This is a genomic window from Massilia sp. P2_C2 (assembly GCF_056404615.1).
The window spans coordinates 1-13,560 of sequence record NZ_JBFUDR010000164.1 but is presented as its reverse complement, the minus strand read 5'-3'; the positions used below and the strand labels follow the sequence as shown (position 1 = coordinate 13,560).

The following is a 13,560-nucleotide window of genomic DNA, read 5'->3' as shown; positions in this document are numbered from 1 at the left end:
GTGCGCATAAGCATAATCACCATAGGTGGCCTCCTGGATCAAGGGGGCCACCCATCCATCTCCAATGCCGATACCCTTGAAATTCAGCGTCGATTCGCCATGTTGATTATATTCAAGGATTGCATGCGCGAGCATTGGAATATATCGCCCCGCAAAGCTCTCGCCGAAAACATATAAATCATTTCGGCGATAATCCGGCCATTTCGCGAAGAACTGCAGCAAGCCATCCAATAGCTGACGTGTGGCTTTTGTTTCGGTCTTGGTATAACAGTTTTTATCCTGGCTGTTTTCGACGTATGACAACCCGGTGCCTGCCGGTTGATCAATAACGAGGAAATTGGCAAAACTGTTCCAGGAGTGCGGATTTTCGCCGAGTGTCAGGTCGTCCCTGATTTTGTAGGGCCCGTTTTCCGCGAACAAACCCAACATCGACGAAGAACCCGGCCCGCCGTTGAGCCAAATGACCAAAGGATCATTAACAGGATCCGAGCGTGATTCGAAAAACCAGAAAAACAGGTTGTCACCGCATTTTTCATTGACCGTGAGGTGTCCCGAAATTTGTTTTTCCCTGGGCACACCGTAACCCGGCAAAGACTCCACGACACCAGGCAAAGGCGGCTGCGTTTCATTTTGTTGTTTCATGACTGTGCCCCGCTGCCGTTTGCAAATGCCTGCATGCGCAGCTTGTCGATAGGCCACGTATAGAAGCCCATTGCGGAACTTTGGGTATTAAAACTCAGCTCGCTCACATTCCGGCTGTAGCCCATGGTACTCAGGTTGCCGTAGACAGCGCCACCGATGGCGTAGCATGGTGCATAGCCCGGGGAGGCCATGAAAGTAAAGCATTCTCCGTGCAGCGTCTGCATCGATAATCCAGTCGCCTGCGCAGCCCATGCAATAAAGTCGGTATAGGTCAGTTTGCCTCCATTGACTCTGACGTCACAGAGTGCCCGGATGTAGCGAATGACACGCCAGATATACGTTTCAAGTTGAGCACCCTGCAGGGCTTCTGTCTGCTCCTGCACGGTCGTGCCGTACAAATCGAGATAGGCTTGTTCTGCAGGCGTGAGGCCGGATTTATTCAACAAAGCGGCAGCACCGGCGTAGTACTGATACTCGCGATAATACGCCTGGCCTTCGGTCATCGGCACCTCCAGAGACGTATTGAGATTAACCAACGGCGACCCTGCCAGGCGAGCGGACATCACAAAATTGAAACCGTGCGAAGCCTCATGAACCAGAATGTTAATCATCGTCAAAAGCGAAGTGTTCTTGGATGCGGTAAGATAAAGCTGTGAAAACGGTTGATCTGTCAAATAGTTGATCGCAAAATCTTCGCCACCAGTCACCAAATTGACCAGGTAAGCAGGTGTAGGCGAAAATTTCACGATATCGGCCGCGGTGAAACCGATAATTTTCTCCTGCCCGTAATTGTTGCACGCAGCCAGAACTTCCTGCATCTTTTCCGTAGTAAAATCAACCGCGTACTTTTGACTGAGGCTGTCCCACACGGTTTGCAAGGAAGCGTTCGGCGCCAGGCCAAGCCCGGCACCAATTCGCTGCGCCAGATCCAGTGTGACTGGCATGTCGATCAAGAGCCAGTCGTTGGCAGCTTGCTCGACCTGATCGGCATTCATGTCCAAGGTATAGTAGTTCTGTAAAGTCGCGGGATAACCTTTGGCTGCTCGTGGACCCTGCACTGCATCTCCCGCCTTGAACGCGGGCCAATAAACATCGAAGTCATCCGATGCAAGGTCGTTACTGAAAAAGATCGCCTGGTACCTGTCCAGCGCATGCCTGACTTGCACCGCGGCAGTTTTTAACGCCGGATTTGCGCTTGTTAAAGCATCCAGGGCGCCAGTCATATAAGCCGCTGTATTAAGGCACTCTCTACGTTCTTCGACGGTATAGGCACCTCCCGCCCAACGTCGGGTCTCGAATACAACCATCTCCGCGGCGACCTCAAGATATTTTTTTACCCATTCTTGCTGAAAATCTTCCTTAAGCACGACATAAAACACACCATCAGCTGCAGCATACACACCACCAGCTCCGGTACCTGACGGTCCCGCACCGCTAGGCCTCGCCAATTCGATTTGCGTGCGTTGACTGATCAATACCCCCAGGGCTGTGGATCGTAAATCCTGATCGGCAATCTGCGGCGCGAGATCAATCAAGGTCTCGATCCTTCGCATGAACGCAGAGACGTTCTCCGGGCTTTGAATGGCGAGGTTTTTAATGTTGCTGGTGTAACCGCTGGTGTAACTGGCAACCGGATTAATCTCGGACCAAAGTTGCACAATCTGATCAATGATGGCTTGTGACATAATGAGTTTCCAATCTGGAGGAACTTGCATCGTCAAACGGAGTTGCACGAATCATGTGATGACGTACCTCCGCAAATTCCTTGATTTGCGGAGGTTTCGCTGGAATTCAACGGAATACGTGCGTTGGTCGAACGTGGATCAGGCGGCCTTGATGGAAACGACGATCTGACCGACGTTATCCTTCAAACCGTGGCCGTAACGTCCGTGCAAGTCATCGTTGATTACCAGTTGCAACTGCCCCGTTTGGCCTGCTGGCGTCAGGCCCGAGTCCCCGACGAGGAAAGGTGGATTGTTGCCGATCTGGCCGATCAAGGCGCCTTCGGCGACACCCTGCAGTGGATATCCTGCTTGCGTTGCCGTGACTGATGATCCACGGGCATCGTATAAATTGCCGTCATTGATATTCGGATTGGAAGTCCACAAACCGCTGACGTAAGTGATTTGGTACTGGCAGCCCTCGTTGACGTAGCCCGCGTTCTGCCATGCTTCCGTCGATTGAATACAGAAATCAACATCCTCCCACTTACCGACCTGGCTACCGATCAAGGTGACATTACCACCCGTGTCGGCACTGCCTTGTGGGGGTGGTGGGTTTTTATCGAAGACTTGGCCCATCGCGTCCTGGAAAATCAATTTCTTACCCGGCAATTTCTGGAAGATCATGACGTATGAGGAGCCACCATACTCGAACATTCCCATTTCCTGGCCATTACTGACCGCTGCACCGGCTCTCATCTGCGCGTCAAATGCGATCGTCGACACCTCACTCATGCCGAGTGGAATGCAGCAAACATAGCCATAATCAGGCGTTTTAATGACCATCACGCCGCGCGCATTCACCTCCACCAGATAGGGCAAGGATTTGGTCGTGGCACCTTGAAAATCAGGAATAACCAGTTTGTTGAAGTAGCAACCAGGGATCACGAAGGGCTCGAATACCACCGTGCCATTAGCTGGGCACCACCAGCGGTGGTAGTTATACGGATTCAAGTAAGTCTGGAACACAGAACCATCCGTAAACAATTCCAGCAGATTGGATTGATCCATTACTGCTTGTTGCTCAGGGAGACTGGAGCTGAAGATATCGGAAAGCGAATACTTTATATCCTTAAACCAGAACACTTCTGTCGACGCCACGTTGTCGTCCCAGCGGTACAACGAACCGTCATTGGCACTGGTCACAATGCGATTATCACCCGGCGCAGCGACCGGGCGCGAAGCCTTTTGATCCTTGAATTGGCGAGTAAAGAAAGAATTCCAGGAATTCCAGTAAGGCAGCGTTTCATTATCCTTCTTCCAGACCTCGAACTGATACTGCTTCTTCGCGGTTGGCGATAGCCATTGTTGACCTTCCACGCTGAATACAGTATTCGACGCTGGAGAACCAAGGAAGGTGTTCCAGTCATTCAAAATGGCTTGCATTTTTTGATTGAACATCGGCAAGCCAAACAGGGTCACCCCGCTCAATGTCGGGTCGATGCCAACGACCAGGGCCGAGAACGGCAGACCGACCAATTCGTCATTTTTGAAATGCGGTGGCAGTGTCAGGATATTATTAAAGCCGGTGAGCAAAACGTCTTTGCTCGAGATCCGTGGCAATTTCACTTCTTCGCTCTTTGCCATGGCAGAACAGCTGACCCATAAATTGTGGTTCTGTTTGCAGGCATTATCCATCAGATAGCTCAACACCGGATTCGCAGAAATGAAGTCGTCGAGTGCTTGGACGCTCGGTGCGTACGCTCCCTGGGTTGGCGACAAGACCTCTTCAAAGAACACCTTTAACGCGCCACTTTCGGGTGCAGGCAACCATCCAGTTCGATGTGCAAAGCGATATTTCGGATCGAACTCCGCATCCGCCAATTGTCCAGCTGTCGACGGCTTTCTCGTTGAGCTCAGATTCTTGTTTCTCATGCTGGTATACCCTTTCTATTTAAGAGCCCACCACCAGGCTCATGCCTTGCTTATGATGACGTTGTCGATACTTACGATTGCCACGCAACAACTAATCGATCGCGGCAATATTGAGCGAACCAACAACGCTGCTGAAAAGTCCACAGATATCGAATATTTATTGAAATATCCCTGTTCCTGTCAGGACAACCTTTGACAAGACAGGTACTGCTGCCTATCACGAACGGGGAACGGCGAGACGCTCACGAACTTCGGGCATACGCCGCGCGCCGCGCATGCCTCGTGCGAAGCCGGCCACGAAAAACGGCAGATTCATGCAAGCCAGTCGAAAAAGCGGAAAAGCGGAAAAGCAATACCTCTAATTTATTTTTACATGGAATTGTCATGTGAAAATAAAAGGCGATGATGGCAATTTACGCACCGAATTCAAATCCAGCGTTATAAAACGCACGCATGGGGCTAATTCAATGCGAATGAAGCAGAAGGAGTGCGGAAGAGATTCGCGATTTGCACGCGTCGACATTATCATCCATCGAAGACCGAGACGGATGCGACGCCGAGAAGATACGGGGATGACGAAGGCGGAATTCGAGACATGGCTGGAGACCCTATCTGTAAGCACTACCACCAGCGCATGCATTTCCAGGTATCCGCATGAAAGCCTCACGAAAGTGGGAAATTGGTAGATCTGGTAATGCAGCGCGCATGCCAAAGTAGTCGAAATCAAACCAGCTTCGAACCTGGCAACGCTCTCGGTCATTGGGGCATGAAGTTATTATAGGTCTGATCCCAATAAGCAAATTTCTTTTTCTTAATAGTTACATTAATACAACAATTTAAATTTAACGATTGTTAAACTCGGCGAATTCTTTGGCGACACCCGAGGAATCCCTCGTTCTCCGTACATGGTGCATCGAGTGCAGGGCAGTCCGAATAACCAGGGATTTTGACGGCATTCGCCGCGCCGGGATGCGAAAAAAGGGCGGCAAGCGCCGCCCTTTCGTTGATTCCAGCGCCAGGCGCCGGTTACATCACCAGAAGGTATAGCCCAGCGACGCGCGGAAGCTGCGGCCCGGCGCATACACGGAACGAAGCGAGTAGCCGAAGCTCTGCTGTTGCGTCTGCCTCGTGACGGCGTTGGTCAGGTTGCTGACGTTGACGCTGCCATACAGGTTGTCGTTGAACTTGTAGTTCAGGCCGCCGTCCCACTGGCCAGTGGCTTCCTGCCACACCGGCAGGCCCCAGCCCACATCCTTCGGCTCCACCTTGACGTCCGGCTTTGTCGAATCGGGTGCGTACAAGCGCGCCGGATCGGCACTCGTGGCGTCCCAGCCGCTTGCGCCGTAGGCGCTCGTGGCTTGCAGGAAACGGTCACGCCAGCTGTAGGCAAGGCGCACCGACACCGGGCCGCGGTCGTACATCAGCGCAAAGTTGAACATACGGGGCGACATGTACGGCACCGGCAGGTCCTTGAACGGCAGGCCGTTCGTGTCGCAACCGTACAGGTTACCGGCAATGCCCGAGTTACCGCTCTGGCAATACTTGAGGTCGAACGGGTGGTACAGGGACTGCTTGCCCTTCAGGTAGGTGAAGTTCGACGAGACGCCGAATCCCTTCATCCAGTCGGGCAATACCTTGTCCAGCACCGGCAACTTGTCCAGGTAGGTCATGCCAGCGATCTCGATACCGACCTCCCACAGTCTGGCCGCGTTGGCCGGGCCGGTGACGAGGAAGTCCTGGTCGTTGCCTGCCAGATCCTTGAGGGTACGGGTATAGCTTTCGGACATGATGATGTCCTTGACCTTTTTCGCGAAGAACGCGGTGGTCAGCGACTGGCCATCACGCGGGTACCATTCCAGGGTCAGGTCGAGGCCGGTCGACTTGAGCGGCTTCAGTTGTGCGTTGCCGCTGTTGGTGCCGGTGTACTTGACAAACGCAATCTTCGAGCCCGACTGATCCCAGACCGGCTGCTGGCTCAGGTTGATGTATTCCTGCAACTGATCGAAGCCGGGACGGTAGATGTTCTTCGACAGCGCCAGGCGGGACTGCAGCTTGTCCGACCAGTTCACCTTCACGTTCAGGCTCGGGATCACGTCGATGTGGCTGCCACCGGCATCCAGCTTCTGGTCGATCTCGCCGAACCGCGGCAGGGTCGGATCCGTCGAAGGCGAATAGTTCGGCTTGAAGATCGTGTAACCGTGGGCGATCGATTTCGTCCGGACCACACGCACGCCGGTATTGCCCTCGACAGGGAAACGCCAGTCGTCGAAGCCGAAGCGCAACGTGCCGTAGATGGCCTGCGTACCTTCGCTGTGCTTGCTGATGTTCTTCGGTTCGTCGGTGAAGGCCTCGGGTTTCCAATCCTTGTTGTAAGTGGCGCAGGTGGCGGCCCTGCTCGGGTCGTTCGTGTACGCGGCCGCGTCCTCGCACTGCTTGATGCGCAGGTCCAGCAACTGCTTGTATTGTGTCTGCCAGTAGCTCTGCACAAACGGCATGCTTGCCGTCACGATCGTCGGCGGCGAACCCAGCTTGCCGTTGAAGAAGTTGGGGAACGCAAACGTCTCCACACTGCCCGGAATCTGGTAGTTCGGGTTAGCCAGATAGGGGTAGTTTGCCCGATTCCCTTTCGTATCTGCCGGCGTCGGCAGTGTTCCTGGCACCTTGGTCTGTACGATGCCCCAGGGTTCCGCGATCGAGGTCCAGCTGGATCCCGAGGAATTCTGCTTGGTCGACGAGCGTTCCGTCACGCGCACGCCGAAACGCAGGTCGCGCAGCACCGCACCGTCGAACGTGTACTTGGCATCGGCCTTCCATGCATACAGGTCGGCCTTGGCCCGGTTGAGGGCGGGCTGGATCTCACTCCAGTAATAGTTATTGGGATCGGCCAGGAACTTCGTGGCCGCCGGATCGAACGTGATTTTCGGCATCGAGCCGGTGACGTCCATCGTCATGTTCGGCACGAACGTACCGAGGTTGACCAGGGCACCGTCGGCGTGGTTCGTGGCGTGGACCCATTGCAGGTCGTTCTGGAAGACCCAGCTCTCGTTGGCCCGCCACTTGACGTTCCAGGCCAGTTCGCGGGTACGTGCGTTCACATGGCTGAGGTTCGCGCTCGTGCCCATGTTCAGGCCGCCGTCCGCGAACTGGTTCAGACCTTTACCGGCCGGATAGGTCAGAGTACCCGACTGGAAGATGCCCTTGTCGTCGAACCTGGCATTGGAATACTTTGTGTCGTAGGCGAAGGGCGCCGCCGTAAAGATGCTATGGCCTGCGTCTTCCGAGCTGAAATCGGAATCGAAATAGGTCAGCGCCGTCTCGACGTTGTCCTTCTTCCATTGCAGCGCGCCGTAGAAGCCCTTGCGTTCCGATACGCCGTTGCCCGTACCCCACGTCGAGCTGACCGGTGCCCACACCGTCTTGCCGGGGACGACGTCGTTCGTGCGCGGATAGTAGGCCGACAGGCCCATCGAGTCGTAGCGGGAGTTGAACTTGTTGTACGAGAGATCGACGAGGGCGCCGAATTCACCGTAGCGCGTGTTCCACCGGTTCGAATACAGCCCCGAGACGGCCGGCGAATTCTTCTTGCCGAACGCAGCGTAATTGTCCGACAGGGACAGTGCGCCCATCTGCCCTTTCTGGTCGAACGGCAGCCGCGTGCGCAGGTTGACCTGGCTGCTGATGCCGCCTTCCACAAGTTCGGAGGACGGGTTCTTGTACACATCGACGGCCGCCATCAGTTCCGGCGGCACGTCGCTCCAGCTCAGCTCGCGCCCCGGCCAGCCGGCCGAGAAGCTCTCCCGCCCGTTCAGCGTGGACGAACCCCACGACAGCCCGCGCACCTGCACGCCCGACCCTTCGGCGCTGAACGACAGCGAATCGCCGCCCAAGGGGCTGTTGTTCGAACGCGAGCGGTTGCGGTCCATCGTGACGCCCACCACCCGCTGCAGCACCTCGGTGATCGACTTGTCCGGGAGCTTGCCGGCTTCGTCCGCAACCACGGAGTCGACGACCTGCTCGGCTTCCTGCTTGATCCTCTGCGCGGTTTCCAGCGCCTTGCGCTGGCCGGTCACGACGACGGTGGTGGTGCTACCTGCGTCCGCCATGGCGGTCGTATCCGTCGTCTGTGCCTGTGCGGCGTAGCTGGTCAGCATTGCGACCTGCGCCGCGGCAAACGCCAGCGCGGTCATCCTGATCGGCTTGCCGCCGATCTTCGTCTCGATTCTATTCATTCTCTAATCCCTTTGTTGATGCCCTGGTTGCCACGGCTCCCGGCGGTGGCTTTGGATGTCGGACCCGCTGTCACTGGAAAATAATCGGCCCGGACAACTTGAACTGGGTCTTGTAACCCGATGATCCGTTGGGCTGCACTGCGGAGAACTTGATTTCGGAGATGGCGTAGTCCTGCAGTTCGTTCCAGACATCCAGCCCGCTCAGGCCGCACGTCTCGCTGATCGCGAACTTGTCCTTGAGGCCGATGCTGTAGTCCGCGGCGGCGGCCGTCGGCTGCACCGTGGCCTTCAGGGTCACGTGACAGGACTTGTCATCCTTGGTGGTAAAGTGAGCGATGCCGAGTTCGACGTTGAACTGGTTATTGGCCGAACCGAACCATTCGGTGTTCTGGGCGAGATTGAACTTCAGCGCTGCCTGGGCATCGATACGCAGGCCTGCGGCACCTGCCCTGAAGTCGCCTGCTGGCCACCCGCTGTTGTTATCGAGATCGCTCTCCGCCAGGCCGGGCGCGAAGAGGTAGAACGCCGGTGCGTAGTTATAATCCCAGTCCGACGGTTGCGGGGGTGCGCCCCAGGTGACGCTATAGGTGTAGCTCTTGCCGTCGCTGGAAACCTGCCGGTCGCACGCTTCGGGGCACCACCATTGGTTACCCGGACGCCCGATGACGCCTTCGTTGCTGTGCTCGGCGTCCTTGTAGCCGCTCAGGAAAGTCAGCGGAGTAGCCGTGGCCGTGCCGATCGGGATATTCCTGTCCAGCGTTACCGTCGCGTAGTAGTCGTCGCCCTCGGACGTGGCCGTGACGGTGCACATGCCGTTGGCGACCTTGGTCAATGTCGTCCCGCTGACCGTGCACACGTCAGGCGTCTTGCTCGCGAAGCTGGTCGGGCGGCCCACGGACGAGGTGGCGGCCAGTTGCACAGGCGTCGTGTCCAGGGGCTGCGAGCCTGGATTGCGGAACGAGATCATTGTCTTAATTTTCGGAATGACAAAGAGCTGTCGCGCCGACGCTGGGGCATAGCCGTTGCCACCGGCCTGGCTGGCGCTGACCGAGCATTCGCCCGCTTTCACCAGCGACAGCGTATCGCCGTTGACGGTACAGGTATCCGGCGTGTTCGACGTGAACGTGACGGCACCTCCGCCGGTAGCGGTTGCCATGAGCTTGGTGGTCGCCACCGTCGGCGGTACGGCCACGGTCATTCCGCCCGGGTAATTGAAATCGATGGCCTGCACCAGGGTGCCGTCAGAGCCGCCCCCACCGCCGCCGCAGCCGGCGAGCAGCGCCGCACAGGCCAGGGCAACTGCCCGGGGCTTGAAATTTGTCGTTTGACTCCACATGAGTTGTCTCTCTCTTCTGTTGTGTCGTTACTTGAGATGACTTGGCTGGCGGCACGGTGGCCGCGACCAATCAGCCATAATGCTGAGGCAGCGTGCATACCAGTCGCAATTGCGACAATCATCAATACGGCGAGAAAATCCCACAGGACGGGATCAGCGATGCGGCGAGACCCGCCGCATGCCTTGTGGAGGAGGTGCCGGCCCCGCGCGCAGGCGCGAGGCGATGCAGAAATACAACAGTGCAGCCGGGGCGGCTGGCTTGATGGAAAAGTGGAGAGACGGGAAGCGCGGGTCGGTCAGCCGAACAGTTTCTGCGCCGTCTTCGCGACCAGCCCGCCCTGGAAACGTGCGCCATCCAGCTCGTTCTGGCTCGGCTGGCGCTGGCCCTGCCCGCCCGCGATCGTACTGGCGCCGTACGGGCTGCAGCCGGTGATCTCATCCAGCGTCATCTGGCCCGCGAAGCTGTACGGCAGGCCCACGACCACCATCCCGAGGTGCAGCAGGTTCGTGACGATCGAGAACAGCGTGGTCTCCTGCCCGCCGTGCTGGGTGGCCGTCGACGTGAACGCGGCGCCGACCTTGCCGTGCAGCGCGCCGCGCGCCCACAGGCCGCCCGTCTGGTCGAGGAAGGCGGCCATCTGCGACGGCATGCGGCCGTAGCGCGTGGGCGCGCCGATCACGATGGCGTCGTAGTCGGGCAATTCGTTCACGGTGGCGATGGGCGCCGGCTGGTCCAGCTTGAAATGGCCGTTGCGGGCGATTTCTTCCGGCACCGTCTCCAGCACCCGCTTGACGTCAACGGTCGCCCCCGCCGCGCGGGCGCCTTCCGCCAGCGCGTTCGCCATCTGTTCGATGTGTCCATACGTCGAGTAATACAGCACCAGTACCTTGGCCATGTCGTCTCCTGTCGTTGCTGGCGCCACCGGCCGGCGCCCCGCCGTCACTTGCCGCCATGACAAGGACCCGCACATGCTACCCCAAGGCCGAGTGGCCCGGCGTCCGCCATTCGGCAGGTTTAGTCAGCACCGACCGGCCCCCAGGCCGGACGCCACCGCGAACGCCGCATGAGCGCCACCCGAGCGCGGTCCTCAGGCACAGACGGGTTCGGCCATCAGCCGGAACGGCGACGCGCGCGCCCAGTCGAGCAGCTCCGCGGCGGGCATCGGCGCGGCCACGTAGAAACCCTGTGCCTCGTCGCAGCCCAGCGTCTGCAGCGCATCCCAGATACGCAGGCTGCTGACGCCTTCCGCCACGACCGTCATGCCCAGGTCGTGGGCGAGGTGCACGGTGGACTTGACGATCGAGGCGGCGCGGCTGTCCTCGATCATCTGCATCGTGAAGCCGTGGTCGATCTTGATGACGTCCACCGGCAGGCGGCTGAGGTAGCTCAGCGACGAATAGCCCGTCCCGAAGTCGTCGATGTACAGCCGGAAGCCCATGTCGGCCAAGCGTTCCAGCTCGGCGATGCTCTCCGCCGGGTTCTGCATCAGGCTGCTCTCCGTCATCTCCAGCCCGATCAATCCTGCACACGAGCCATGCTCTTCGAGCAGTTCGCGCAGGTGTTCGGACAGGGACAGTGCCGCGATGTCGCGCGCGGACAGGTTGACGGCAATCGGCAGGCGCACGCCCTGCGCACGCCAGGCCTCGCACTGGGCGACGGCGCTGGCGAGCATGTGCTGCGTGAGCACGTGGATCAGGTCCGTGGCCTCGATCAGCGGCATGAACGTCTCCGGCCCGATGCAGCCCTTGTCCGGATGGACCCAGCGCACGAGCGCTTCGGCGCCGACGATCTCGCCCCCGATCATCGACACCTTCGGCTGGCAGAACAGCTGGATTTGCCCGGCCTCGATGGCGGCACGGAAGTCGCCGATCAGCGACAGCCGGTCGGGCGTGTGCGGATCGTCCTCGGCCGCGTACACGGCGACGTTGCGCCCCACGTGGGCGGCCTGGTACAGCGCGATGTCGGCCTTGCGCAGCAGGGTGTGGTAATCCAGGCCCTGCTCCGGTGCGAGCGCGATGCCGATGCGGGCGCCGATCTCGTACGAGATGCCGGCGACGGCGAACGGCGCTTCCAGTGCGCGCAGGATCGTCTGGGCCCAGCGCCGCGCCTCGTCCTCGTCGGCGCCGTCCAGCACGATCGGGAAGCGCGAATCGGTGCGCGCGACGACGCCGGCCTGGCCGATGACGACGGACAGCCGGTCCGCCACGAGGGCCAGCAGCACGTCGCCGTACAGGTGCGTGAGCGCATAGTTGACGTCGCGGAAGCGCACGAGGTCGACGATCAGGCAGGCCAGGCGTGCGGAGCCCCGGCCACGACCCGCCCCGCGCCTGACCTGGGCCAGCCGGTCCTCGACCTCGCTCTCGAACAGGTTCATGTTGGGCAAACCCGTCACCGTGTCGTAATAGGCCAGGCGGCGCACGTTTTCCTCGGCGCGGCGGCGTTCCGTGATGTCCTGCACGAGCCCGAGCATCTTGACGGCTTGTCCGTCCGCGTCGTAGCGCACCTCGGCCACCGAGTGCAGCCAGCGGACCTCACCGTCCGGACGCATCAGCCGGAACTCGATGTCGTACTTGTAGTCCGGATCGCACAGCGCACGCTCGCGTGCGCGCTGGGCCATCGCGCGGTCCTCGGGATGGATGCGCGCATACACGTCGGCCGTCGGCACGGGTGCGTCGCTCGGCCGGAAGCCGAAGATGCGGTAGGCTTCCGGCGAGGCCGTCACGTGCTGGTCGTCGGCCGCGTCCCAGATCCAGTTGCCGATCATGGCGAGCGCCTGGGCGCGGTGCAGCTCGTGCTGCGTCTCGCGCAACTGCACCTCGGCCTGGACATGGCGCGTGATGTCCTGCAGGACGACGAGGATGGCGTCGCAGCCATCGTATTCGATCGCACAGCGCTGCAGGATCGCACGGTGGACGTCGCCGCCGGCACCGACGATGCGGCGCACGTGCGAATGCAGGCGGCACATGTCCGGGCGCAGCTCGTGGTGCCCGGCTTCCGCACGGCCGTCCGCGGCGCCCACGTACAGGTCGGGCAGGCGCTTGCCGAGCAGCCCGGCGCGTGTATAACCGAGGTGGTCGAGGGTGGCGTCGTTGACGTCGAGGATTTCCTGCGACACGGGATCGCAGACCAGCATGGATAACTCAGTCCCTGCGAACAGGGGTCGGCACCATGCGCTCGCATCCGCGCCAGGGGACTGTGCAGCCATGGCTTTCCTTTCCTTCCAGTGTTCCGATAGGGACCATCGTAAAGTATAGCGCAAACATTGATAATAAAATGATATCACCAACCTGTCAGAATAGACAGGTAGAGGCCGTTTGAAGCACACTCCAGAATGGCCGCCCTTTCAACCTTCCATGGAGCACACATGAGCAAGACCGTACGCTGGGGACTCCTCGGCACCGGCAGGATCGCACGCGATTTCGCGACGGCATTGCGCGCGACGCCGGGCGCGTCGATCGCCGCCGTCGCCTCGCGCGAACACGCGACGGCCGCCGCCTTTGCCGCGGATTTCGACATCCCGCTGGCGCTGGGCAGCTACGACGGCCTGGCCGGCTGCCCGGACGTCGACCTGGTCTACATCGGCACCCCGCATGCGCTGCATGCGGACAACGCGCTCGCCATGTTGGCTGGCGGCAAGGGTGTGTTATGCGAAAAGCCGTTCGCACTGAACCGCGCGCAGGCCGAAACCGTCGTCGCGGCCGCGCTCAGCCGCAACCTGTTCCTGATGGAATCCATGTGGACACGCTACATGCCCGC

8 protein-coding genes are annotated in these 13,560 nt (G+C 59.3%); 1 reads left to right on the top strand and 7 read right to left on the bottom strand.

Annotation, left to right across the window (positions count from 1 at the left end; genetic code table 11):
* The 7 genes from AC1DYX_RS18595 to AC1DYX_RS18565 form a co-directional block, all read right to left on the bottom strand.
* Positions 1-642, bottom strand: a 642-nt coding sequence (locus AC1DYX_RS18595; RefSeq protein WP_477261480.1) for a S10 family serine carboxypeptidase-like protein, incomplete at its 3' end; no start/stop codon positions are given.
* Positions 639-2,327 (bottom strand): hypothetical protein, encoded by a 1,689-nt coding sequence (locus tag AC1DYX_RS18590; protein ID WP_477261478.1) that lies wholly within the window; start codon positions 2,325-2,327, stop codon positions 639-641. The genes AC1DYX_RS18590 and AC1DYX_RS18595, both read right to left, overlap by 4 nt.
* A 138-nt stretch (positions 2,328-2,465) precedes the next feature.
* Positions 2,466-4,238 (bottom strand): phosphatidylserine decarboxylase family protein, encoded by a 1,773-nt coding sequence (locus tag AC1DYX_RS18585; RefSeq protein WP_477261476.1) that lies wholly within the window; start codon positions 4,236-4,238, stop codon positions 2,466-2,468.
* 1,031 nt (positions 4,239-5,269) lie between these two features.
* Positions 5,270-8,467: a TonB-dependent receptor gene (locus tag AC1DYX_RS18580; protein ID WP_477261474.1), complete on the bottom strand. Its 3,198-nt coding sequence runs from the start codon at positions 8,465-8,467 to the stop codon at positions 5,270-5,272.
* A 70-nt stretch (positions 8,468-8,537) separates the two neighbouring features.
* Positions 8,538-9,803, bottom strand: a complete 1,266-nt coding sequence (locus AC1DYX_RS18575) for a hypothetical protein (protein WP_477261472.1) — start codon at positions 9,801-9,803, stop codon at positions 8,538-8,540.
* Between the two features lie 296 nt (positions 9,804-10,099).
* Entirely contained in the window at positions 10,100-10,699 is a 600-nt protein-coding gene (gene wrbA, locus AC1DYX_RS18570) for an NAD(P)H:quinone oxidoreductase (protein WP_477261470.1), read from the bottom strand.
* Positions 10,700-10,891: 192 nt separating this feature from the next.
* Entirely contained in the window at positions 10,892-12,937 is a 2,046-nt protein-coding gene (locus AC1DYX_RS18565) for a putative bifunctional diguanylate cyclase/phosphodiesterase (protein WP_477261468.1), read from the bottom strand.
* A gap of 231 nt (positions 12,938-13,168) precedes the next feature.
* Here AC1DYX_RS18565 and AC1DYX_RS18560 point away from each other — a divergent pair.
* Positions 13,169-13,560 (top strand): Gfo/Idh/MocA family protein (locus AC1DYX_RS18560; RefSeq protein WP_477261466.1); only part of this gene is annotated, 392 nt, incomplete at its 3' end.

What these genes read in the sequence shown, in the direction of transcription:
- wrbA (WP_477261470.1), bottom strand. Translation starts at nt 10,699, where the DNA reads ATGGCCAAGGTACTGGTGCTGTATTACTCGACGTATGGACACATCGAA.
- AC1DYX_RS18585 (WP_477261476.1), bottom strand. Translation starts at nt 4,238, where the DNA reads ATGAGAAACAAGAATCTGAGCTCAACGAGAAAGCCGTCGACAGCTGGA.
- AC1DYX_RS18590 (WP_477261478.1), bottom strand. Translation starts at nt 2,327, where the DNA reads ATGTCACAAGCCATCATTGATCAGATTGTGCAACTTTGGTCCGAGATT.
- AC1DYX_RS18565 (WP_477261468.1), bottom strand. Translation starts at nt 12,937, where the DNA reads ATGCTGGTCTGCGATCCCGTGTCGCAGGAAATCCTCGACGTCAACGAC.
- AC1DYX_RS18575 (WP_477261472.1), bottom strand. Translation starts at nt 9,803, where the DNA reads ATGTGGAGTCAAACGACAAATTTCAAGCCCCGGGCAGTTGCCCTGGCC.
- AC1DYX_RS18580 (WP_477261474.1), bottom strand. Translation starts at nt 8,467, where the DNA reads ATGAATAGAATCGAGACGAAGATCGGCGGCAAGCCGATCAGGATGACC.